Below are 21732 nucleotides of genomic sequence, written 5' to 3'. Positions count from 1 at the left end.
CGAGACGCTCGAGATCGAGGTCGGCTTCGAGAACGGCTATCCCGTCAGCCTCGACGGCGAGGCGAAGGAGCCGGTCGCCCTCATCGAGGAACTCAACGACCTCGCGGGCGGTTTCGGCGTCGGCCGCTCCGACATCATGGAGGACCGCATGCTCGGCCTGAAGGTCCGCGAGAACTACGAGCACCCCGCGGCGACGGTCCTCCTGAACGCCCATCAGGCGCTTGAAGACCTCGTGCTCACCAAGGAGGAGCGTTCCTTCAAGAAGCAGATCGACCACGAATGGTCCGAGAAGGGCTACGAAGGGCTGGTCAACGCGCCGCTCGTCGGCGCGCTCGAAGGCTTCATCGAGGAGACCCAGACCCGCGTCACGGGTACGGTCACCATCCGCTTCGAGGGCGGGCAGGCCCGCCCGGTCGGCCGCGACTCGAAGTACGCCGTCTACTCCGCGGAAGCGGCCTCGTTCAACACCGAGGACGTCACCGGCGACATCGAACAGGGCGACGCGACGGGCGTGGCGAAGTACCACGGCTTCCAGGAGCGTCTCGCCAACCGCGTCATCAAGGGCCAGAACGACGAGGAATAACGGATGACTGGTCAGGACGGCGAATCGAACGACGTGGTCCGTCGCGAGCGCTTCAGCGGCGGCCCCGCCCGCGAGTTCCTGTCGAGCCTCGCGGCCGACGAGCGCATCTTCGCCGCGGACATCGCGGTCGACCGCGCCCACGCCGTGATGCTCGCCGAGCAGGAAATCATCGACGAGGCGGACGCGGCCGACATCCTCGACGCGCTGGCCGGCGTGGAAGCCGCGGGCCACGGCGCCCTTCCGGACGGCGAGGACGTACACGCGGCCATCGAGACGGCCGTCATCGAGCGCGTCGGCGCCCGTGGCGGGAAGATGCACACCGCGCGCTCGCGCAACGACGAGGTGGCGACCTGCATCCGCTACCGCCTGCGCGAGGACGTGCTGGCGGCCGTCGAGACGGCCGTCGAAGCCCGCGAGGTACTGACCGAGGTCGCGGCCGCCCACAGCGAGACGGTGATGCCCGGTTTCACGCACCTCCAGCCCGCCCAGCCGACGACGGTTGGCCACTACCTGCTGTCCTACGAGTCGGCGCTGGCCCGCGACACCGAGCGCCTGCTGGACGCCTACGACCGCATCAACCGGTCGCCGCTCGGTGCGGCGGCCTTCGCCGGGACGCCCTTCGATATCGACCGCGAGCGCGTCGCCGACCTGCTCGGATTCGAGGCGGTCATCGAGAACTCGATGGACGCCTCCTCGGCGCGTGACTTCCTCGTGGAGACGACGAGCGCGATGGCCGGACTGGCGACGACGCTGTCGGGACTGGCCGAGGACCTCGTCGTCTTCTCGAACAAGGGCTACGTCGAGTTGTCCGACGACTACTCCTCGACGTCGTCGATCATGCCTCAGAAGAAGAACCCCGACACGATGGAACTCGTCCGTGGCGCTGCGGGCGACGCGTCGGCGGGGCTGAACGCCCTGCTGACGATTCTGAAGGGCCTTCCCCGCGCTTACAACCGCGACCTGCAGCGCGCCCATCCGCACGCCTTCGAGGCCGTCGATGCGGTGACTGACGCGACCGAAGTCGCGGCCGGCGCGGTGGCGACCGCCGACTGGAAAGAGGAGACGCTGGCCGACGCGGCCGGCGAGGGCTTCTCGACGGCGACCGGCGTCGCGGATCTGCTGGCGATGTCGGGCCTCCCCTTCCGGACGGCCCACGAGATGGTTGCCCACGCCGCCGAGCATGGCAGCGACTACGACGCGCTCGATGAGGCGGCCCAGGACGTATTGGGCGAACCCCTCTCCCAGCATGTCGACCGCGAGGCCGTCGAGGCGGCGCTGGACCCCGAGCAGAGCGTCGCCTCGCGTGACTCTCTCGGCGGGCCTGCCCCCGATGCGGTCGAGGCGGCGCTGGACCGCGCCGTCGTGGGCGTCGAGGCCGACAGTGGCGTACTCGAAACGAAACGCGAGGCGTTGGCGGCGGCCGCCGACCGCCTCGATACGGAGGTGTCGAGCTATGCGTGACCGACGACGACCGCCGTCCCCTCTCGGGGACGTAATACCAATTTACTGATACTGGTTTCCGTTTGGTCGTTTGAAAGGCGCTTTTCGTGGCGTTAGAGGCGAGTATGCGTTGTTATATTATTCTGATAGGTTCGAAGCCTTTAAGTGATTAGGCGGGTGAGTACGATGTACAATGGCAGAATGTCCCGAGTGTGGGGCCGAACTGGACCTGCACGACAACCTCGAAGTCGGAGAGATCGTCGATTGTGCGACCTGCGGTGCCGAACTCGAAGTGGTCGGTGACGACCCCGTGGAGCTGGATACGGCGCCCGAACTCGAAGAGGACTGGGGGGAGTAAGGCCCATGTTCGTCGGCGCAGCAGCGCACTCGACCGCGCGTGAGGGGATCGCACAATGAATGTAGGCGTCCTCTATTCGCGCATCCGCCGCGACGAGAAGCTCCTGTTGAGCGAACTCCGCGACCGCGGCCACGACGTGACGAAGATCGACGTCCGCAAGGAGCGCTTCGGCATCCACGACCCGCCGGAAGCCTTCGATGACGTCGACATCGCCGTCGACCGCTGTCTCGCGACCAGCCGGTCGCGCTACGTTACCCGGTTCGTCGACGCCTACGACGTGCCGGTCGTCAACGATCCGGAGACGGCGGCCATCTGCGCCGACAAGGCCCGCAACAGCCTCGTCCTCGCCGAGGAGAACATTCCGACGCCCGACACCGAGGTGGCCTTCACCAAGGAGTCGGCGCTGGAGTCCATCGAGAACTTCGGCTATCCCTGCGTCCTCAAGCCCGTCGTGGGTTCGTGGGGCCGCCTGATGGCGAAGATCGACTCCCGGGATGCCGCCGAGGCCATCCTCGAACACAAGGAGACGCTCGGCCACTACGAGCACAAGGTGTTCTACATCCAGGAGTTCGTCGACAAGCCCGGCCGCGACATCCGCGTCGTCGCCACCGACGGCGAACCCGTCGCGGCGATGGCCCGCTCGTCGGACCACTGGCTCACGAACGCCGCACAGGGCGCCGAAACCGAGGAGATCGAGGTCACCGAGGAGATGGCCGACCTCGTCGAACGCGCCTCCGATGCGGTCGGCGGCGGCCTGCTCGGCGTCGACCTCATGGAGACGGGCGATTCCTACACCGTCCACGAGGTCAACCACACCGTCGAGTTCAAGGCGCTCAACGAAGTGACGGAGGTCGACGTGCCGAGCGCGGTCGTCGACTGGCTGGAAGCCAAGGTCCAGAAGGCCGAGGTGACGGCATGAGCGAGGCCGGAAGCCACACCGCCAGCGTCGTCGGCGGCAGCGGCTTCACCGGTGGGGAACTGCTCCGCCTGCTGGACGGTCACCCCGAATTCGAGGTGGCCCAGGCGACGAGTCGCAGTTACGAGAACAAGACCGTCGGCTCGGTTCATCCGAACCTCCGTGGGATGGACCTCCGATTTTCCAGCCCCGAGGACCTCGAATCGGTCGACGTCCTCTTCGCGTGTACGCCCCACGGCGTCTCGATGGAGCATATCGACGCGTTTCAGGACGCCGCCGACACCGTCGTCGACCTGAGTGCGGATTTCCGCCTCGACAGCGAAGAGCAGTACGACGAGTGGTACGACGGCCACATCCGGCCGGAACTGCTCGACGAGTCCGAGTACGCCCTGCCGGAACTCAACCGCGAGAACCTCCGTGGGGCGGACCTCATCGCCTCCGGCGGCTGTAACGCGACGGCCGCCATCCTGGGCCTCAAGCCGCTGTTCGACGCCGACATCCTCTCGGGAACCGAGCAGATCGTCGTCGACGTGAAGGTCGGTTCCTCCGAGGGCGGCGCCGGCGGCGGCGAAGCGTCGTCGCATCCCGAGCGCTCGGGCGTCGTCCGCCCGTACGCGCCGACGGGCCACCGCCACGAGGCCGAAATCGAGCAGTTCCTCGGCACCAAGGTGTCCTTCACCGCCCACGCCGTGGACATGACCCGCGGCGCCTCGGCGACGTGTCACGTCTACCCCGAAGAGCCGGTCTCGAAGGGCGACCTCTGGGGTGCCTTCCGCGGCAGCTACGAGGAGGAACCGTTCGTCCGGCTGGTCGCCGGCGGCTCCGGGGTGTATCGCTACCCCGAGCCGAAGGCGGTCGCCGGCTCGAACTACGCGGAGGTCGGCTTCGAACTCGACCCGCGGAACAAACGCGTCGTCGTCTTCTCGGCCATCGACAACATGATGAAGGGCTCGGCGGGCCAGGCCGTCCACGCGGCCAACGTCGCGCTGGGCTTCGAGGAGACGGCCGGCCTCGAATTCACGGGGATGCACCCCGTGGGAGCGCCGTAGATGGCCGACACCGTCGTCGTCAAGATCGGCGGCGCTCGCGCTGTCGACCCCGAGGGCGCACTCGCAGACATCGGCGCGCTCAAAGACGACGGCACGGACGTCGCCGTCGTTCACGGCGGCTCGACCGCAGTCGACGACACGCTGGAAAAGATGGGTATCGAACCCGAATACGTCGAGACCCCATCGGGCGTCGTCGGTCGCTTCACCGACGCGGAGACCATGGACGTCTTCAAGATGGCCATGTCCGGCCTCGTCAACACCGACCTCGTGACGGGTCTCCAGAATCAGGGGATCGAGGCGGTTGGCCTGTCGGGCGTCGACGGTCAACTGCTGTACGGCCCCCGCAAGGAGGCCGTCCGCGTCGTCGAGGACGGCAAGAAGAAGATCCGTCGCGGCGACCATTCGGGCTCTATCAAGGAGGTCAACGGCGACCTGCTGGAGACGCTCCTCGATGACGGCTACACGCCCGTGGCCTCCCCGCCGATGCTCGCCGACGACGGCGTCGCCGTGAACACGGACGCCGACCGCGCGTCGGCCGCCGTCGCGGCGGAACTCGGCGGGACGCTCGTCTCGTTGACCGACGTGGAGGGCGTCTACCGCGACCCCGACGATTCCTCGACGCTCATCGAACGCGTCGAGACCCCAAAAGAGTACGCAGAACTGAAAGACGCCGCCGAGGGCTTCATGGGCCGGAAGGTCATGGCGGCGACGGAGGCACTGGAGGGCGGCGCGAGCGAAGTCGTCGTCGCCAGCGCCAACGCCGACCAGCCCATCCGGTCTGCCGTCGAGGGCGGCGGCACGCACATCCTGCCCAGCGCGCTTCCCAAGGACGATTAACACTATGAGCGGCTTCGTCTTCTCCGAGAAACCCATCAGCATCGAACGTGGCGAGGGCGTCTACCTCTACGACACGAACGACACCGAGTACCTCGATTTCGGCGCCAGTTACGCCTGTACCCCGGTCGGCCACTGCCACCCCGAGGTGGTCGAGGCAACGACCGACCAGGTCGAGCGCCTGATGTACGTCCAGGCCTCCTACCCCAACGCGCCCCGAACGGCACTCTACGAGCAGTTGGCCGACGTCGCGCCGGGCGACATCGACAACGTCTGGCTCTGTAACTCGGGCACGGAGGCAAACGAGGCCGCGCTGAAGTTCTCGCGGCACGCCACCGGCCGCTCGAAGATCGTCGCGACGATGCAGGCCTTCCACGGCCGGACGATGGGGACGCTCGCCGCGACGTGGAAGGACGAATATAAGGAGGGCTTCGGCCCGCTGGCGGGCGACGTCGAATTCGTCCCCTACGGCGACAGCGAGGCGATGGCCGAGGCCGTCGACGAGGAGACGGCAGCGGTCATCGTCGAACCCCTGCAGGGCGAGGGCGGCATCAACCCCGCCTCGACCGAGTACCTGCAGGCGGTCCGCGAGACGACCGAGGATGCCGGTGCGGCGATGATTCTGGACGAGATCCAGACCGGCCTCGGCCGGACGGGCACGCTGTGGGCCGCCGACGCCCACGACGTCGTCCCGGACGTGCTGACGACGGCGAAGGGCCTCGGCAGCGGCCTGCCCATCGGTGCGACGCTCGTCAAGGACTGGATCGCCGAGGATTGCGGCAACCACGGGTCGACCTTCTCCGGTGGCCCCGTCGTCACCGCCGCCGCGGGCGCGACGCTGGACGTCATCGAACGCGAGAACGTGCCGGCCCACGCCGCCGAAGTGGGCGACTATCTCGTCGACCGCCTCGACGACGCGCTCGGCGACGAGGTCCGCGAGGTCCGCGGTGAGGGTCTGATGGTCGGCGTCGAGGTGAAACGGGGGGCGAACCCGATATTGCGCGACCTCGCCATCGACCACCAGATTCTCGCACTCCCCGCTGGGCGCAGCGTCGTGCGCCTGCTGCCGCCGCTGACGGTCGAGCGCGAACACGCCGACGAGGTCGTCGACGCGCTGGAGGCTATCATCGCATGAGCGAGACGGCGCCCGCTGCCGACGAGGAAGCACGCGAGTTGCTGGAGACGCTCGTCTCTATCCCCTCGCCGACGCCCGAGGAAGCGGAGTGCGCGGAGGCACTCGCCGACTTCTTCCGCGAGTACGACCGCGAAGTTTTCATCGACGACGTCGGCAACGTCCGGGCGCCGGCGGACGATTCCGTACTGTACACGTCCCATATCGACACCGTGCCGGGCGACATCCCGGTCCGTGTCGAGGACGGCGACGAGGGCCCCGAACTGTGGGGCCGTGGCTCCGTCGACGCGAAGGGGCCGCTGACGGCGCTTGCCGTCGCGGCGGTCAGGACTGGCGTTTCCTTCGTCGGCGTCGTCGGCGAGGAGGTCAACTCCCGCGGCGCCCGCCACCTCATCGAGGACCGCGAGGCGCCCGAGGCCGTCGTCAACGGCGAACCCTCCGGGTGGGACGGCATCACGCTGGGCTACCGCGGTATCCTGCAGGGCACCTACGTTGCCACCTCCGAGTCGGGCCATACCTCCCGGCCGGAGAACAACGCCATCCAGGACGCCATCGCGTGGTGGTCCGCCGTCGAGGAGAAGTTCGGCGGTGATGGGTACGATGCCGTCTTCGAGCGCGTGACACCCAAACCGGTCAGCATCGAGGGCGGCGTCAGCGAGGACGGACTGGCCGTCGAGGCGACGCTGGACGCACAACTGCGCGTCCCGCCAGAATACTCGACCGACGAGGTCCGTGAGATGGCCGACGCCGAACTCTCGGGTGCGGGGACGGTCAACTGGAAGGACGCGGTCGAACCGACGATGCAGAGCCCCCGGACCGACGTGGGTCGGGCCTTCCGTATGGCTATCCGCCAGCAGGGCGGGGACCCGCGCCTGCTTCGGAAGACGGGTACCGCGGACATGAACATCTTCGCTGGCGCGTGGGACTGCCCGATGGCGACCTACGGCCCCGGCGATTCGGACCTGGACCACGCACCGAACGAACACCTCGAACTGCGCGAACTGGACCGGGCCGTCGCGGTCCTCGAACGCGTCGCGGAGGAACTGCAATGAACTTCCTGAACATCGACGACCTGACGCGCGAACAGCTCGACGAAGTACTCACCCGTGCGGCCGACCAGAAGGAGAAGACCGCCCGGGGCAAGACCAGCGACGCCATGGAGGACAAGACGCTGGGGATGATCTTCGAGAAACCGTCGACCCGAACCCGGGTGTCCTTCGAGACGGGCGCGACCCAACTGGGCGGCCACGCCATCTTCCTCGGCCCCGACGACATCCATCTGGGCCACGGCGAACCCGTCAAGGACACCGCCCGCGCGCTCAGCCGGTACGTCGACGCCATCATGGCTCGGGTCTTCGACCACGAGGACGTCGTCGAACTGGGCGAGTACGCCGAGGTGCCGGTCGTCAACGGACTGACCGACGACGCCCACCCCTGCCAGACGCTGGCCGACCTGATGACCATCCGGGAGCGCTTCGACGGCTTCGACGCCGAGGTTGCGTGGGTCGGCGACGGCAACAACGTCTGCCAGTCGTTCGTCCTCGGCGCGGCACTCGTCGGCCTCGACCTGACGGTGGCGACCCCGGAGGGCTACGGTGTCGACGACGACATCATGGCCCGCGCCGAGGAACTCGGCGAGGCGCCGGAGACAACCCACGACCCCTTGGAGGCCATCGACGGCGCCGACGTCATCTACACCGACGTCTGGGTCAGCATGGGCGAGGAATCCGAGCGCGCCGACAAACTCATCGACTTCTCGGACGCCGGCTTCCAGATACAGGAGGAGTGGCTCGACGACCGCCTCCTCATGCACTGTCTTCCCGCCCACCGCGGCGAGGAGGTCACCGATCCCGTGATGGAAAGCGACAACGCCATCGTCTGGGACCAGGCCGAAAACCGCCTGCACGCCCAGAAGGGCCTGCTGACCTACCTGCTGGACTGACTCGCCGGCTCACTTTGCCATCGCTTTTTGTCTGACTGCGGTGTCTCCCGTCGGTTTCACTTTCACCGTCATGTTGACGACCTTACCGTGGCGTGAATCCGGCTGGTAGGGTTCGTCTCCGGCAGGTACGTGGCTGTCCGGCCCCGTCGGCGAATCGACGGCTATCGCGCCGCAGTCGTGCAGTTCCGTGGAACCCGACACTTTCACTCCGGCCTCGAAAGCCATTGATTACGAATCGGCGGCTCTGAACGAATATGCATCTCGAAGCCATAGCCGACGGCAGCAGCGAGGCCGACGCCCGCCGGGTCGTCATCGACCGCGAGGATTCGACCGCGCGCTGGCGGTGGCGCTGTCCGAACCGCCATTGCGACTGGGAGCCGACCAACAGCCACATCTGGTGTGCGACGTGTGCGTCGCTGCACGACGTCGACCCGGAGTACTGGGAGCTGTTGGACACCAAGACCGGCGAGCGCGTCCCGTGGGGCGCCGTGGAGTTCCGATGACCCTCGCGGAGGCGCTGTACGTCCGCGTCGGCGCCGTCCTGCTGGCAGCGGCCGTACCGCTGTCGACCCTCGCGGTCGTCGCCGCCGTCGAGGCGCTCGTGGCGGTGCCCGTCCTCGAGATCGGCGAGACGGCCGTTCGGCCGACGGAAGTCGTCGCCGTCGTAGCGGTCTACCAACTTGCCGCCCGCCTCTATCGGCTCAACGTGGGCGGACCCGCTGAATCCGGATGAATCGCTACGTGCTTTTGGAACCCCGCCGCGGAGACGTTAGATGCCTTCGAGAGCGTAGTAGACACCCCCGAGGACGACACCGTAGACGGCGTGCCCGATGAGGCTCTGGGTTCCGATATTGGGTAATTCGGGAGCCATTCCGAAGCCGACCGCCTGCAACCAGATCGGCATCACGATGACCGCGAGGACGACCCACGCGAGGAGGCCGTAGGCCAGTCCTGCACCGACCTGTTTTCGTGCGGCGCTACCGGACAGGCCTGTGACGCCGAGGAGGGCTGCGAAGACGACGCCGAGGACAGCACCGTGGGCGATGTGGATGGTGAAACCTGCGGCACCGTTGGGTGGTGAGAACCCGTACACGGAGGGGATAGCACCCTGTAGTACTCCGGGGGACATAACGGCCATCATGGCGCCGAAGACGAGCGCACCGACGATACCGCCGGCAGCGCCGGCTTTCCAGTTCCCGGGTAATTGTTGCGTTGCTGTCGTGGTCGGGGTGGCTGTTTCGGATGCCATGGCGCGGTATCGGATCCAGCACGTAAACTCCTGCTCCGGGTGTGTGCATGTGTATCCTTGACACACACCCGGTATTTATCCTCACCGCGGCCGACGAACCGGTATGGAGCCCGACCCGGACCCCTCGCGGTTCCGCGATCTGATGTTGGATTCAGAACCTGGCTTCGAGGAAGTCCTTCGCTGTGTATTCGGCGTGCAGGACCACGAAGCACGTCTTTATATCGAACTGCTCGATGCGCCGGACAGCACGGTCGCGGAACTCGCCAACCAGGTCGACCGCGACCGAAGCAACGTCAACCGGGCGCTGTCGACGCTGCTCGATAAGGACCTCGCGACGCGTCGCCGCCGCCTGCTGGATTCCGGCGGCCACGTTTACCAGTATCGCGCGACGCCCCCGGAGGACGCCCGGGAACTGATGCACGATACGCTCGACGAGTGGGCGGCCTACGTCCACGAGCGAATCGACGAGTTTCCCGACGGAGAGGCGTAGACCTAGAGCCAATCGAAAGGATTTACCCGCAACCACGGTAAGAAGCGGATGCGGGCCGATAGCTCAGTCTGGCAGAGCATCTGGCTTTTAACCAGATGGCCGGGGGTTCAAATCCCTCTCGGCCCGTGCAGCAAACCGACGAGCGTAGCGAGTCGGTGCCGCGAACCGGCAGAGGAGGAGTTGACCCCTGCCAGAGGCAGCCCGCACAGCGGAGCGAGCAGGAACCTCTGGCTCCGGTTCAAATCCCTCTCGGCTTTTCAGGAGACTCCACCCGAACAGTTCCGACCACAGCACAGGGAGAAATCCCCGAACCCCCTCTCTTCGGGTGGAGTCGAACTGTTCCGACCGACACGAGCGCCCTACCGGGTTTCTTTCAGGGGTCGTGGGGACCACCGACCACATTCACTCCGGTGTCCGTATCTCACATCACGCCGGCCCGGTAGCGGTCCGGCAGCAGGCCGAGAACTTTCGAGACGAGCCACCACCGGCGGGTGACGTAGGCGACGTCCTTGTCCGTCCGGATCGCGCGGGCGATCTGGCTCGCGGCGGTTTCCGGCGAACATTCCCAGAAGCGGTCGGCGTCGGGCGACATCGGGGTGTCGACGAACCCGGGTCGGATATCGGTGACCGAGATATCCTCGCCGGCGCCGTAGCGAAGGCCTTCGAGGTACCGGGAAACGTAGGCTTTGGTGGCGCTGTAGGCGGGCATCGACGGACTGCCGATCTCGGCGGCGACCGATGAGATACCGACGAGGTGGCCGCCGTCGGACTCCTCGAAGTGATTCATCGCCGCGGTCGCGAGGGCGGTGAAGCCGCGGGTGTTCACGTCGATGGTGTCGCGTTCGTCGGCCCATTCGAGGTCGGGGTTGTATCGACCGATGCCGGAGGAAAGAATCACGAGGTCGACGCCGCCGAGCGAGTCGACGAGGCCGTCGAACCGTTCGCGGGCATCGGGTTCGGTGACGTCGATGCGGGTGACGTGGGCGCCGCCGATGTCCTCGCCGACGGCCCTGAGACGGTCCGTGCGTCGGGCGGCCAACCCGAGGTCGTACTCGCCCGACAGCTCCCGGGCGAGGGCGCGGCCGATACCCGAGGAAGCGCCGACGATGATAGCGTTCGCCATACACGCCGGGGTGGCGGGCCGCCGGCTTAAAAGGCGGTGACCCGTCAGTACGGCACCGACAGCGTCAGGCCGTCGTAGGCGAACTCGACGCCCTCGTAGCTCTGGCCCCGTTCGCGGTAGTCGTCGTGGGTGCGGCCGTAGAGGTGTTCGATCTCGGTCAGCAGCGTCCGGTCGGCGTCGACCCGACGGACGCGCTCCATCACCTCCGCGTGGGTGAGTTCCTCGGCGAGAATGGCTTCGTCGCTCTCGGTGAGAATAGGTGTGCCGTCGGGCGTTTCGGGGAAGTAGCCGCACTCGAAGACCGCGAGGTCGACGTGGTCCGGGAGTTCCGATTCGTCCAGATATCGGGCGTCGTCGGTCGCCAGGAGAACGGTCGTCTCCGGGCCTTCGAGCAGGAACGCCGTCGCGTCCATGTCGGCGTTGCCGGAAAGGGAGTAGGGGATGGACTCGATTCGCGTCTCACCGACGGTCAGCGGGTCCTCGTCGAGGAAGTGCGTGTCGGCGAAGCCGACGTCCTCGACGAAATGTCGGAGGCCGTCGTAGAGTTCGCAGGTGCGCTCGTAGACGCGGCGAGTGGTCACCAGTGTCGGCCGGTTCTCGCGGGCGGAATCGATGAGGCCGTAGTCGGCCTCGGAGAACATCCGACTCGTCGGTCGTGACTGAACGACCCGGAGGCCGGCCGTGTGGTCGGGATGCCAGTGGGTCACGAAGATGTAGTCCAACTCGTCGACGTCCTCGCGTTCGAGGTTCTCGTAGACGAACTCCGGCGCATCGACCATCGCCGAGAGTTCTTCGAGGTACAGCGAGTTGCCGTGTCGCGCCTCTGGAACCCCCTCAGCGCGGGCGCGCTCGCAGACGTGACACCGACAGGTCGGTGTCGGAATCGGCGAGTTCCCGCCGCTGCCGAGCACCGTGATGGTCAGCCCCATACCGCCTTCTGTGGCCGGCACCCTCAAAAAGTCGGCCCCGCGTTTTCGGTCGCACGGCACAAGTACGAGGGTATCCTACGGTCGGCCGTGAGTCGTACAGAGCGCGCCCGCCTCGCCTTCGTCGTCTTCGTCGTCCTCTTCACGCAGTTGCTGGTGTATCCGGGCGTCGACCGACTGGTCGAGGCCCTCGGCGGCGCACCGACCATCGATTCGGGGACGGCCTTCCTCGGAGTCCAACTGCTCGCTTTCGTCCTCTTTTCGGCGCTCTGGGGCGCCGCCTCCGACCGGGCCGGTCGCCGCGTTCCGTTCATCGTCCTCGGTGCCCTCGGTGGGGCCGTCGCCTACCTCGCGTTGCTCGCCGTCGTCGCCACCGGCGTCGGTGACTTCCGTCTCGCGCTGGTCCTCCGCTTCGTCGAGGGTGCCTTCACCATCGGTGCCTTCTCGCTCGCCATTACGATGCTGATGGACCTCGAGGGCGGCCACGGTCGGAACATGGGTGCGGCGGGCATCGCTATCGGCCTCGGCGCGGCACTGGGCGCGCCGGTCGGCGGCCAACTCTACGAGATCGGCCCGCTTGCGCCGGTCGTTGCCTCTGCAGTCCTGCTGGCACTCGTTGCGGTCGTGACGGCGACGGTCCCCGACCGGGCGCCGACCGACACCGAAGGTATCCGTGAAGCCCTCGACGGCCTCCGTCGCCGGCCGGAACTCCTGTTGCCGTTCGGCTTCGGCTTTGCCGACCGGTTTACCGGCGGCTTCTTCGGCATCGTGGGGACGTTCTACTTCCGGGAGGCCTTCGACCTCTCGCCCGGCGAAACGGGACTGGCGCTGGCCTGCTTTTTCGCGCCCTTCGCGCTCCTACAGTACCCTTTCGGCGGCCTCTCGGACCGCATCGGCCGGGTCGTCCCCATCGTCGCCGGGTCGGTCGGCTATGGGGCGGCCATCATCGGCGTCGCTCTCGCACCGACGTTCCTCTCGGCGGCCGCGATTCTCGTCGTTGCCGGCGTCCTCGGCGCGCTCATCGCTCCGGCGACGATGGCGCTGGTGACCGACATGGCCGCTCCCAACGAGCGCGGCGCCGCGATGGGCGGGTTCAACATCTTCGGCAGTCTCGGGTTCCTCGGTGGCATCATCGTCGGCGGCGGTGTCGCCTCCCGGTACGGGTTCTTCGAGGCCTTCGTCGTCGCCGCCGCGCTCGAAATCGGAATCGTCCTTATCGCGCTGCCGGTACTCGTTCGGGTCGTCCCCGACCCGACGGCGACGTTCGGCACCCCCGATTAATTGTCCGACCAGCGACGGGAGCCCTGACGGTATCAAAACTACCATGCCGTCCCGCGTCGAGGGTACAGGTATCCAGGTGTTCCTATGACCGAAAAAAGCGAATACACCGGGGATTACCCCGACAAGACGCTGTATCTGCCCGGCCCGACCGAGGTCCGCGAAGACGTCATCGAGGCGATGTGCGAACCGATGTTCGGCCACCGGATGGACCGGATGACCGACCTCTATACGACCATCGTCGAGGATACCAAGGAGTTCCTCGATACCCAACACGACGTCATCATCCTCACGGCCTCGGGCACCGAGTTCTGGGAGGCGACGACGCTCAACCTCGTCGAGGACGACATGCTCGTCCCCACGAGCGGCGCCTTCAGCGAGCGACAGGCCAACGTCGCCGAGCGACTGGGCAAGGACGTCGACCGCATCGAATACGAGTGGGGCGAGGCGGTCAAGCCCGACGACATCCGCGAGGCTCTCGAGGAGAGCGACGAGGGCTACGACGCCGTCGGCGTCGTCATGAACGAGACGTCGACCGGCGTCCGCAACCCCATCGAGGAGATCGGCGACCTGCTTGGCGACTACCCTGACACCTTCTTCATCGTCGACGCTATCTCCTGTCTCGGCGGCGACTTCATCGACATCGAGGGCCACAACATCGACGCCATCTTCACCTCGACCCAGAAGGCCTTCGCGATGCCGCCGGGCCTAGCGGTCTGTGCGGTCAGCGACGCCGCCTACGACCGAGAAGTCGAGAAGGACTCCGCGTCGTGGTACGGCGGCTTCCAGCGCTGTCTGGATTACTACGACCGGAAGGGCCAGACCCACTCGACGCCCGCCATCCCGCTCATGCTCGCCTACCGCAAGCAGATGAAACACATGCTCGACGAGACCCACGAGGTTCGCGACCAGCGGCACCAGGAGATGGCCGAGTACACCCGCGAGTGGGCCCGCGAACACTTCGGCCTCTACCCCGAGGAGGGCTACGAATCCCAGACGGTCACCTGCGTCGAGAACACCCAGGGAATCGATGTCGCCGAAACCGTCGAACAGGTCTCCGGGGAGTACGACATGGTCTTCTCCAGCGGCTACGGCGATATCGGCGAGGAGAGCTTCCGTATCGGTCACATGGGCGAACACGACCTCGAGAGCATCAAGGCGCTGACCGACGCCATCGAAGACGTCGCGGATCTCTGAGACGGTCCCACTCGCCGGACACCTTCCGTTTTTGAGGGCGGCCGTCGAAACGCCGACAAATGGAGGAACCGGAGGACAACCCCTACGTCCGGAACCCGCCCTTCGAATTCGACCCCGTCGAGGAACTCTCCGAGGACGACGCCGAACGACAGGTCGAACAGCTTCGTGAGGCTGTCCGGTATCACGACTACCGCTACTATCAGCTCGCGGACCCCGTCATCTCCGACAACGCGTACGACGACCTCTTCGAGCGGCTGGAAACGCTGGAAGACGCGTTCGATCTCGAATCCGATACCAGCCCGACTCAGCGGGTCGGCGGCGACCCCGTCGACGAACTCGAAACCGTCGAACACGTCGCCCCGATGCGGTCTATCGACTCGTCGGTCGAGGAGGAAGACGTCCGTGACTTCGCCGACCGAGTCCACGACCGACTCGCTGCCGCGGACTACGACGGACCGATCCAGTACCTCTGCGAGCCGAAGTTCGACGGCCTCTCCGTCGAACTGGTCTACGAGGAGGGCGAACTCCAGCGGGCGGCCACCCGCGGCGACGGCAGAGAGGGCGACGACGTGACCGAGAACATCCGGACCATCCGCTCGGTACCGCTCCAACTCGTCGGCGACTATCCCGACTTCCTGGCCGTCCGTGGCGAGGTGTTCATGCCCCGAGATGCGTTCAACGAGTACAACCGCGAGCGCATCGAACGCGGCGACGACCCTTTCGCCAACCCCCGGAACGCGGCCGCCGGGACGCTCCGGCAGTTGGACCCATCGGTCACTGCCGAGCGACCACTCGATTGTTTCGTCTTCGACGTCCTCGACGACGGAGGCTACGGCTTCGACCGCCGCATCGACGAACACCGAAAGGTCGACGAGTGGGGCTTTTATATCGACGACCACACCCGACTGGTCGAGGACGTCGACGGCGCCATCGAGTTCCGCGAGGAGATGCTCGACGTGCGGGACGACATCGATTACGAGATCGACGGCACGGTCATCAAGGTCGACCGCAAGGACGCCTGCGAGATACTGGGGTCGACATCGCGGGCACCGCGGTGGGCCTACGCCTACAAGTTCCCCGCCAGAACCGAGGTGACGACGGTCCGGGACATCATCGTGCAGGTCGGCCGAACCGGCCGCCTGACGCCGGTTGCGCTCCTCGACAAGGTCGAAGTCGCGGGTGTCGAGGTCTCGCGGGCGACCCTCCACAACCCCGAACAGATCGAGAAGTTGGGCGTCGACATCGGTGACAAGGTCCGGCTCAAGCGCGCGGGCGACGTCATCCCGTACATCGAGGAGGTCGTCGAAGCCGAAACCGAGGGCGCCTTCGAGTTCCCCGATGAGTGTCCAGTCTGCGGCAGTCCGGTCGAACGAGAGGGGCCGATGGCGTTCTGTTCCGCCGGTATCGACTGTGTGGCACAGCTCCGTCGACTCGTCGAATACTACGCCTCGCAGGACGGTCTCGATATCGAAGGCCTCGGCGAGGAAGCGGTCGACCAGTTGGTGGACGAAGGACTCGTCGAGAGCCTGCCGGACCTCTACGAGTTGACGGTCGACGAACTGGCGGAACTCGACGGCTGGGGACGGACGAGCGCGGCGAACCTCGTCGCCGAGATCGAGGCGAGCAAGGAGCCGCCGCTGGCGGATCTCCTCTCGGCGCTCGGCATCCCCGAGGTCGGCCCGACGACCGCGGCCGATATCGCTCGAACGTTCGGGACGCTCGATGCGGTGATGGCCGCTGACGTCGAGGAACTGCAAGCCATCGAGGGGATCGGGTCGACGATGGCAACCGAGATTGCGGGCTTTTTCGATACCGAGCGGAACCGCGAGATAATCGCGGAGCTCCGCGACCACGGGGTCGAACCGCAGGAGGCCGAGCAAGCCGGTGAAGCGCTTGCGGGGCTGACGTTCGTCTTCACCGGCTCGCTTCCGGAGATGACTCGCGACGAGGCCAAGGAACTCGTCGAGGCAAACGGGGGGAACGCGACCTCCAGCGTCTCCAGTAACACGGACTATCTCGTCGTCGGCGAGAATCCGGGGACGGCAAAACGGGAAGATGCCGACGAACACGACGTGCCGCAGATCGACCCCGGGGAGTTCGCGACGCTGCTGGCGGACCACGGCATCGAGGTCGACGTGGACGAATAGCGAACAGGCGGGAAGGTTCGAGTCGACAGCCGCGTCCCACACTCCGGCCTCGGCGGACTGTCGGCGATCTCTCAGGGCACGGGCTCGATGGCCGCGTGCTGGTATATAAACCGCCGGCCGGTGGTTCGGTAGACGCCGTATATAAGTCTCGTCCGCCCGGATTGTCGGTAATGGGTGTCTTCGATACGATCCGGCAGGTTCTCGGGTGGGGCGCGGAGGCCGATGCGACCCGCGATGCGGACCCCGAGGACCTCTTCGGGATGTCGACGGCGTACGTGACGATGGAGGCCGACCTCGATTTCTCCTCGACCGGCGACGCCGCCCTATGTTTCGGCGACGTCGACAGCACTGCCTTCCGCGAGGCGCGCGGGGAGGTAGAGGCCGTCCTCGAGTTGGGCGAAGAGGAGACGGGGACGACGGCGGATTTCGTCGAGGATACCCACGGCTACCAGTGGGTCGTCCTCCACGATTCGGACTTCGAGAACCTCGTCACGAGCGTCCACTTCGCGGCCGATACGCTCATCGAGTCGGGCTTCGGCTCGCGGCTCCTTGCGGCGCTTTTCGCCTTCGAGCGCGACGAGACGATCGCCTACTGGGTCTACTCGTTCCGGCGGGGTGCCTACTACCCGTTCGTGCCGACCGGCGGCCGAAAGCGGGACCAGCAGACCGAATTCAAACTGGACAGCGTCCTCGACGGGGAACTCGACGTCGAGGACGACACTGCCTACTGGTATCCGATGTGGCCCGAGGGCGACGAGCACCCGTGGGGCTGACCCTTCGTTCCTAAACCTTCGGCCGGTCGTCAGATTCGACCGACTCACGTCCTCCGTTTTCACTTTCACTCGGGTGTTAACGAGGCTTTATGTAGTGGGCGGCCACAGGTACGTCCATGGCAGCAACCGCAGACCTCGAAGAACTCCCGGGTGTCGGTCCCGCGACCGCAGACAAGCTCCGCGAGAACGGCTTCGATTCCTATCAGAGCGTCGCCGTCGCCAGTCCTGCGGAGCTTTCGCAGGCGGGTGTGGGCGAATCGAACGCCGGAGACATCATTCAGGCCGCCCGCGAGGCCGCAGACATCGGCGGCTTCGAGACCGGTACGGACGTCCTCCAGCGCCGCGAACAGATCGGCAAACTCGAATTCCTCATCCCCGAGATCGACGAGATGCTCGGCGGCGGCGTCGAGACCCAGTCCATCACCGAGGTCTACGGCGAGTTCGGGGCCGGGAAGTCCCAGATCACCCACCAGCTCGGGATCAACGTCCAGCTTCCGAAAGAGGAAGGCGGTCTCCACGGTCGCTGTATCTTCGTCGACAGCGAGGACACCTTCCGTCCCGAGCGTATCGACGAGATGGTTCGCGGCCTCCCGGACGACGTCATCGAGTCGACGATGGAACACCGGGAAATCGAGGGCGGCCTCGACGACGAGGAGGCGATGGAGGAACTCGTCCAGTCGTTCCTCGACAAGATCCACGTCGCCAAGGCGTTCAACTCCAACCACCAGATCCTGCTGGCCGAGAAAGCACAGGAGATCGCCGCCGAACACGAGGAAGACGATTACCCGGTTCGCCTGCTCTGTGTCGACTCGCTGACCGCCCACTTCCGTGCTGAGTACGTCGGTCGTGGTGAACTCGCCGACCGCCAGCAGAAACTCAACAAGCACCTCCACGACATCGACCGCGTCGGCAACCTCTACAACAGCGCGGTCGTCGTCACCAACCAGGTCCAGTCGAACCCCGACGCCTTCTTCGGCGACCCGACGAAGCCCATCGGTGGGAACATCCTCGGCCACAAGTCCACGTTCCGGATGTACCTCAAGAAGTCCAAGCAGAACAAGCGTATCGTCAAACTGGTCGACGCGCCGAACCTTCCGGACGGCGAGGCCGTCATGCGCGTCGAAAACGACGGCCTGAAGCCCGAATAGACGGCTTACTCGAAGACCAGCACCGTCGCGTCGCCGGCCTCGAGGACGACGACTTCTTCGCCGCTTTCGGCCTGCTGTTCCTCGACGATGTCGAACATCTCCGCTTCGACGGTGACCGTCTCGCCGTCGACCTCGAACTCGACGTGGCCCTTGGTGTCGAGTTCGGCCTGCAGCTCGGCGGGGTCGGCGGCTTCGAGTTTGCCGACCACGGCGCCGGCCTTGTCACGGAAGACGGGACCGAGTTCGCTGTGTTCGATGTCGACGTCGACGGGCACCAACTCGACGCTCGGGGCGCCCTCCTCGACGTAGACCGGGCCGTTGACGGTATCCGAGAGATCGTAGGTATCCAGTGGAATCGCCTCGTCGAGGTAGACCTCGACGCGGTCGAGTTCGGCGTTCAGCGGCTTGCCCTCGTCGGACTTCCAGCCGCGAACCGTCGCGGCGACGTCGGCGACGAGTTCGCCGCGTTCCGCGTCCTCGGGGTCGACCTCGGGTGGGTCGGGCCAGTCGGCGTTGTGGACGCTGCCGTCGGTCGGCAGATGGTCCCACGCCTCCTCGGTGATGAAGGGCGCAAAGGGCGAGAGCATCCGAAGGGAGGCGGTCAGTGCCGTATAGAGGGCGTGCTGTGCGGCGTGTTTCTCGCCGGGGCGGCCCTCGTAGAGGCGCCCCTTGACGAGTTCGAGGTAGTCGTCGGCGAGGTCGTGCCAGACGAAGTCCCGAACCTCCCGAAGCGCGCTGTCGAAGCGGTACTCGTCCATGTCCTCGGCGACGTTGTCGGCGACGCGGGCACATTCGGCGAGGATCCACGCGTCGGCGTCGCGGTAGCCGGGGTCATGGATGTCGGGCGTCGACTCGTCGAGGTGGCCGCTGGCGAACTTCGTGATGTTCCAGAGTTTGGTCTGGAACCGTGAGGCCGAGGTGACTTCCTTCCACTGGAACTGGATGTCGGTGCCGGGCTGGCCGCCCAGCGCCATCGCCTGCCGGAAGGCGTCGGCGGAGTGTTCCTCGACGACCTCTTCGGGTTGGACGAAGTTGCCGCGGGACTTGGACATCTTGTTGCCGTCCTCGCCGAAGACCATCCCGTTGATGAGCGCCTCCTCCCACGGGATCTCGCCGGTGACGGCAGTGGTCCGGAGGATGGTGTAGAAGGCCCACGTCCGGATGATGTCGTGGCCCTGTTCGCGCAGTTGGACGGGCTCGAAGCTCTCTTCGGGCCAGCCGGCGACGAACATCGGCGAAATCGAGGAGTCCATCCACGTGTCCATCACGTCGGTCTCGCCGGTCCACGATTCGGCGCCACACTCGGGGCAGGCGCCCGTCGCGGGCTCGTCGGTCGTCGGGTCGACCGGCACCTCGTCGGGGTCGGCGGTTTCGACGTGGCCGCATTCGTCGCATTCCCACGCCGGGATGGGCGTCGCGAAGACGCGCTGGCGGGAGATGACCCAGTCCCACTCCATCCCCTCGGTCCACTCCTCGAGGCGGTCGTACATGTGCTCCGGGAACCACTCGATGTCCCGGGCGGTTTCGAGGATCTCGTCCTGACGGACTTCGACGAACCACTGTTCCTTCGAGAGGATCTCGATGGGGGTGTCACACCGCCAGCACTGGCCGACCGACTGCTCGGTCGGCTGCTCGTCGTTGAGATGGCCGGATTTCTGGAGGGCGGTGGCGATCTCGTCTTTCGCCTCGTCGATGGTCAACCCCTCGAACTCGCCGGCGAGTTCGTTGAGTTTGCCGTCCTCGGTGATGGCCGGCCGGAGGTCCAGATCGTGTTCGGCCCACCAGTCGACGTCCTGTTTGTCCCCGAAGGTACAGATCATCACGGCGCCCGTGCCGAAATCGCCGTCGACGTCGTCGTCGGCGATGAGTTCGATCTCCTGTCCGAACAGTGGGACCTCGAAGGTGTCGCCGACGCGGTCGGCGTAGCGGTCGTCGTCGGGGTCGACGGCCATCGCGACACAGGCCGGCAGCAGTTCGGGTCGGGTGGTCGCAATCTCGATGTCGTCGTTGTCGACGCCGTCGAAGGTGATGTAGTAGAGGGTGCCCTCGTGGTCCTCGTTTTCGACCTCGGCGTCCGCGATGGCGGTTTCACAGCGGGGACACCAGTTGACGGGGTGTTCGTCCTGATAGACGTAGCCGTCCTCGGCCATCTCGAGGAACGAGCGCTGGGTCTCGCCCCAGTATTCGGGGTCCATGGTCCGGTACTCGTGGTCCCAGTCCTGGGAGAACCCGAGCGTGTGCATCGTCTCCTTCATCGCGTCGATCTGCTCGTGGGTGTGCTCGATACACCACTCGCGGAACTGTTCGCGGGAGACGTCGGTCCGGTGGATGCCGCGGTTCTCCTCGACTTTCACCTCGGTCGGGAGCCCGTGGCAGTCCCAGCCCTGCGGGAAGAGCACGTCGTCGCCCTGCAGGCGGTGATATCGGGCGGCGTAATCCATGTAACACCAGCCGAGGGCGTTCCCGATATGCAGGTTTCCGGTCGGGTACGGCGGCGGCGTGTCGATGATGTAGTCGGGGCGTTCGGGGTCGTCCTCGTAGCGGTAGACGTCCGAATCCCGCCACTGGTCGCGCCATCTCTGTTCGGCCTCGTCGGGGTCGTAGTCGTCTGGAACCTCGCTCATAGTTTGTGTCGCGTATACCAGTCGGTAGGCGATTCATTCGTGCGCCTAAAAGGGAAGGCGCGGTTACAGCCCACGTACTACCGACTGAATCGCGCGCATACTCGTTGAGTTGGCTGTTGCCGGTATAAAAGTTCGCTTACGAGCGTCCGTCGTGGTCGTCCCCGGACGTTCAGGGGCGGTCGACCCCAAGCGCCGCCTCACAGCCCGATCGGATGTCACCGCAATCGTAGAACCGGCCGTCCCGGCCGGGGAAGGCTCGCTTCGACCGGTAGTGGAAACTGAGGTGGTCGCCCCACTCGCCGTCGGCCAGCAGGCGGTCGTCGGCCGAATGGTAGCCGTCCTCCTCGGGCCGTTTGAGCCAGCGGTCGAACCACGCGACGGTGTAGTGTTCGGCGAGGGCGTTGCCGAACTCCCACGAGGTCGTCGGGAACGTCGGCAGCAACGACCACTCGTAGTGGGTGCCGCCCCGGACGACGAGCTGATAAGAGGGAACCTCGGCCTCGCGCCATGCCCCGAAGCCGCC

General features: G+C 66.2%; 22 protein-coding genes, 1 tRNA gene and 1 pseudogene. 18 read left to right on the top strand and 6 right to left on the bottom strand.

All coding sequences use genetic code 11. From position 1 onward, the window contains the following. The 9 genes and pseudogenes from V5A53_RS04380 to argF all read left to right on the top strand — a co-directional run. Positions 1-583 (top strand): annotated as a pseudogene (locus V5A53_RS04380) (argininosuccinate synthase); the annotation flags it as partial. Positions 584-586: 3 nt separating this feature from the next. Next, positions 587-2044, top strand: a complete 1458-nt coding sequence (gene argH / locus V5A53_RS04375; protein ID WP_332312360.1) for an argininosuccinate lyase — start codon at positions 587-589, stop codon at positions 2042-2044. A gap of 172 nt (positions 2045-2216) precedes the next feature. Then, positions 2217-2381 (top strand): lysine biosynthesis protein LysW, encoded by a 165-nt coding sequence (lysW, locus tag V5A53_RS04370; RefSeq protein WP_332312359.1) that lies wholly within the window; start codon positions 2217-2219, stop codon positions 2379-2381. Between the two features lie 55 nt (positions 2382-2436). After that, complete coding sequence (lysX, locus tag V5A53_RS04365; protein WP_332312358.1) at positions 2437-3300, top strand: lysine biosynthesis protein LysX; 864 nt, start codon at positions 2437-2439, stop codon at positions 3298-3300. Beyond that, positions 3297-4346, top strand: a complete 1050-nt coding sequence (argC, locus tag V5A53_RS04360; protein ID WP_332312357.1) for an N-acetyl-gamma-glutamyl-phosphate reductase — start codon at positions 3297-3299, stop codon at positions 4344-4346. Before lysX ends, argC begins: the two co-directional genes overlap by 4 nt. Beyond that, positions 4347-5183 (top strand): acetylglutamate/acetylaminoadipate kinase, encoded by an 837-nt coding sequence (locus V5A53_RS04355; protein ID WP_332312356.1) that lies wholly within the window; start codon positions 4347-4349, stop codon positions 5181-5183. It abuts the gene before it with no gap. Positions 5184-5187: 4 nt separating this feature from the next. Continuing rightward, positions 5188-6315, top strand: coding sequence for an aspartate aminotransferase family protein (locus tag V5A53_RS04350; protein WP_332312355.1), 1128 nt, complete (start codon positions 5188-5190; stop codon positions 6313-6315). After that, positions 6312-7364 (top strand): [LysW]-lysine hydrolase, encoded by a 1053-nt coding sequence (locus tag V5A53_RS04345; protein ID WP_332312354.1) that lies wholly within the window; start codon positions 6312-6314, stop codon positions 7362-7364. Before V5A53_RS04350 ends, V5A53_RS04345 begins: the two co-directional genes overlap by 4 nt. Then, positions 7361-8254, top strand: a complete 894-nt coding sequence (gene argF / locus V5A53_RS04340) for an ornithine carbamoyltransferase (protein WP_332312353.1) — start codon at positions 7361-7363, stop codon at positions 8252-8254. Before V5A53_RS04345 ends, argF begins: the two co-directional genes overlap by 4 nt. Before the next feature lie 9 nt (positions 8255-8263). On the opposite strand, the gene V5A53_RS04335 is transcribed toward argF, so the two are convergent. After that, positions 8264-8479: a hypothetical protein gene (locus V5A53_RS04335; RefSeq protein WP_332312352.1), complete on the bottom strand. Its 216-nt coding sequence runs from the start codon at positions 8477-8479 to the stop codon at positions 8264-8266. A gap of 29 nt (positions 8480-8508) precedes the next feature. On the opposite strand from V5A53_RS04335, the gene V5A53_RS04330 reads away from it, so the two are divergent. Beyond that, positions 8509-8757, top strand: coding sequence for a hypothetical protein (locus tag V5A53_RS04330; RefSeq protein WP_332312351.1), 249 nt, complete (start codon positions 8509-8511; stop codon positions 8755-8757). Beyond that, a complete protein-coding gene (locus V5A53_RS04325; protein WP_332312350.1) occupies positions 8754-8987 on the top strand; it encodes a hypothetical protein in 234 nt (77 codons plus the stop codon). Before V5A53_RS04330 ends, V5A53_RS04325 begins: the two co-directional genes overlap by 4 nt. Positions 8988-9023: 36 nt before the next feature. Here V5A53_RS04325 and V5A53_RS04320 read toward each other — a convergent pair whose 3' ends face one another. Next, positions 9024-9503, bottom strand: a complete 480-nt coding sequence (locus V5A53_RS04320; protein WP_332312349.1) for a histidine kinase — start codon at positions 9501-9503, stop codon at positions 9024-9026. A gap of 103 nt (positions 9504-9606) precedes the next feature. On the opposite strand from V5A53_RS04320, the gene V5A53_RS04315 reads away from it, so the two are divergent. Next, the gene (locus V5A53_RS04315) at positions 9607-9993 is read left to right on the top strand and encodes a helix-turn-helix domain-containing protein (RefSeq protein WP_332312348.1); all 387 of its coding nucleotides are present in this window, start codon (positions 9607-9609) and stop codon (positions 9991-9993) included. Between the two features lie 52 nt (positions 9994-10045). Beyond that, positions 10046-10119: transfer RNA gene (locus V5A53_RS04310), tRNA-Lys, on the top strand. Positions 10120-10414: 295 nt separating this feature from the next. On the opposite strand, the gene V5A53_RS04305 is transcribed toward V5A53_RS04310, so the two are convergent. Together V5A53_RS04305 and V5A53_RS04300 are read right to left on the bottom strand one after the other, a co-directional pair. Next, on the bottom strand, positions 10415-11116 hold the full coding sequence (locus V5A53_RS04305) for an SDR family NAD(P)-dependent oxidoreductase (protein WP_332312347.1): 702 nt from the start codon (positions 11114-11116) through the stop codon (positions 10415-10417). 44 nt (positions 11117-11160) lie between these two features. Next, complete coding sequence (locus V5A53_RS04300) at positions 11161-12045, bottom strand: MBL fold metallo-hydrolase (protein ID WP_332312346.1); 885 nt, start codon at positions 12043-12045, stop codon at positions 11161-11163. 87 nt (positions 12046-12132) lie between these two features. Between V5A53_RS04300 and V5A53_RS04295 the strand changes: the two genes are divergently transcribed. From V5A53_RS04295 to radA, 5 genes are all read left to right on the top strand, one after another. After that, positions 12133-13323 (top strand): MFS transporter, encoded by a 1191-nt coding sequence (locus V5A53_RS04295; RefSeq protein WP_332312345.1) that lies wholly within the window; start codon positions 12133-12135, stop codon positions 13321-13323. Between the two features lie 84 nt (positions 13324-13407). Further along, complete coding sequence (locus V5A53_RS04290; RefSeq protein WP_332312344.1) at positions 13408-14517, top strand: pyridoxal-phosphate-dependent aminotransferase family protein; 1110 nt, start codon at positions 13408-13410, stop codon at positions 14515-14517. 59 nt (positions 14518-14576) lie between these two features. Then, positions 14577-16664 carry an NAD-dependent DNA ligase LigA gene (gene ligA, locus V5A53_RS04285; RefSeq protein WP_332312343.1) on the top strand — a complete coding sequence of 696 codons (2088 nt, stop codon included), beginning with the start codon at positions 14577-14579 and terminating at the stop codon, positions 16662-16664. 170 nt (positions 16665-16834) lie between these two features. Then, on the top strand, positions 16835-17437 hold the full coding sequence (pspAB, locus tag V5A53_RS04280; protein ID WP_332312342.1) for a PspA-associated protein PspAB: 603 nt from the start codon (positions 16835-16837) through the stop codon (positions 17435-17437). 116 nt (positions 17438-17553) lie between these two features. After that, positions 17554-18585 (top strand): DNA repair and recombination protein RadA, encoded by a 1032-nt coding sequence (gene radA, locus V5A53_RS04275; RefSeq protein ID WP_332312341.1) that lies wholly within the window; start codon positions 17554-17556, stop codon positions 18583-18585. A gap of 5 nt (positions 18586-18590) precedes the next feature. Here radA and V5A53_RS04270 read toward each other — a convergent pair whose 3' ends face one another. Next, a complete protein-coding gene (locus V5A53_RS04270; RefSeq protein ID WP_332312340.1) occupies positions 18591-21209 on the bottom strand; it encodes a valine--tRNA ligase in 2619 nt (872 codons plus the stop codon). Positions 21210-21378: 169 nt separating this feature from the next. After that, positions 21379-21732, bottom strand: a 354-nt coding sequence (locus V5A53_RS04265) for a hypothetical protein (protein ID WP_332312339.1), incomplete at its 5' end; no start/stop codon positions are given.

The sequence above is a fragment of the Natronomonas sp. genome (genome assembly GCF_036625485.1).
GTDB lineage: Archaea > Halobacteriota > Halobacteria > Halobacteriales > Haloarculaceae > Natronomonas.
This window is presented reverse-complemented; position numbering and strand designations above follow the sequence as displayed.

Excerpts from the sequence above, each read along its gene's own strand:
- V5A53_RS04355 (WP_332312356.1), top strand. The coding sequence starts at position 4,347 with ATGGCCGACACCGTCGTCGTCAAGATCGGCGGCGCTCGCGCTGTCGAC.
- ligA (WP_332312343.1), top strand. The coding sequence starts at position 14,577 with ATGGAGGAACCGGAGGACAACCCCTACGTCCGGAACCCGCCCTTCGAA.
- V5A53_RS04320 (WP_332312349.1), bottom strand. The coding sequence starts at position 9,503 with ATGGCATCCGAAACAGCCACCCCGACCACGACAGCAACGCAACAATTA.
- V5A53_RS04345 (WP_332312354.1), top strand. The coding sequence starts at position 6,312 with ATGAGCGAGACGGCGCCCGCTGCCGACGAGGAAGCACGCGAGTTGCTG.
- V5A53_RS04335 (WP_332312352.1), bottom strand. The coding sequence starts at position 8,479 with ATGGCTTTCGAGGCCGGAGTGAAAGTGTCGGGTTCCACGGAACTGCAC.
- V5A53_RS04330 (WP_332312351.1), top strand. The coding sequence starts at position 8,509 with ATGCATCTCGAAGCCATAGCCGACGGCAGCAGCGAGGCCGACGCCCGC.
- V5A53_RS04270 (WP_332312340.1), bottom strand. The coding sequence starts at position 21,209 with ATGAGCGAGGTTCCAGACGACTACGACCCCGACGAGGCCGAACAGAGA.
- V5A53_RS04290 (WP_332312344.1), top strand. The coding sequence starts at position 13,408 with ATGACCGAAAAAAGCGAATACACCGGGGATTACCCCGACAAGACGCTG.
- argH (WP_332312360.1), top strand. The coding sequence starts at position 587 with ATGACTGGTCAGGACGGCGAATCGAACGACGTGGTCCGTCGCGAGCGC.
- V5A53_RS04325 (WP_332312350.1), top strand. The coding sequence starts at position 8,754 with ATGACCCTCGCGGAGGCGCTGTACGTCCGCGTCGGCGCCGTCCTGCTG.
- V5A53_RS04315 (WP_332312348.1), top strand. The coding sequence starts at position 9,607 with ATGGAGCCCGACCCGGACCCCTCGCGGTTCCGCGATCTGATGTTGGAT.
- pspAB (WP_332312342.1), top strand. The coding sequence starts at position 16,835 with ATGGGTGTCTTCGATACGATCCGGCAGGTTCTCGGGTGGGGCGCGGAG.
- lysX (WP_332312358.1), top strand. The coding sequence starts at position 2,437 with ATGAATGTAGGCGTCCTCTATTCGCGCATCCGCCGCGACGAGAAGCTC.
- V5A53_RS04350 (WP_332312355.1), top strand. The coding sequence starts at position 5,188 with ATGAGCGGCTTCGTCTTCTCCGAGAAACCCATCAGCATCGAACGTGGC.
- argC (WP_332312357.1), top strand. The coding sequence starts at position 3,297 with ATGAGCGAGGCCGGAAGCCACACCGCCAGCGTCGTCGGCGGCAGCGGC.
- V5A53_RS04300 (WP_332312346.1), bottom strand. The coding sequence starts at position 12,045 with ATGGGGCTGACCATCACGGTGCTCGGCAGCGGCGGGAACTCGCCGATT.
- lysW (WP_332312359.1), top strand. The coding sequence starts at position 2,217 with ATGGCAGAATGTCCCGAGTGTGGGGCCGAACTGGACCTGCACGACAAC.
- argF (WP_332312353.1), top strand. The coding sequence starts at position 7,361 with ATGAACTTCCTGAACATCGACGACCTGACGCGCGAACAGCTCGACGAA.
- radA (WP_332312341.1), top strand. The coding sequence starts at position 17,554 with ATGGCAGCAACCGCAGACCTCGAAGAACTCCCGGGTGTCGGTCCCGCG.
- V5A53_RS04305 (WP_332312347.1), bottom strand. The coding sequence starts at position 11,116 with ATGGCGAACGCTATCATCGTCGGCGCTTCCTCGGGTATCGGCCGCGCC.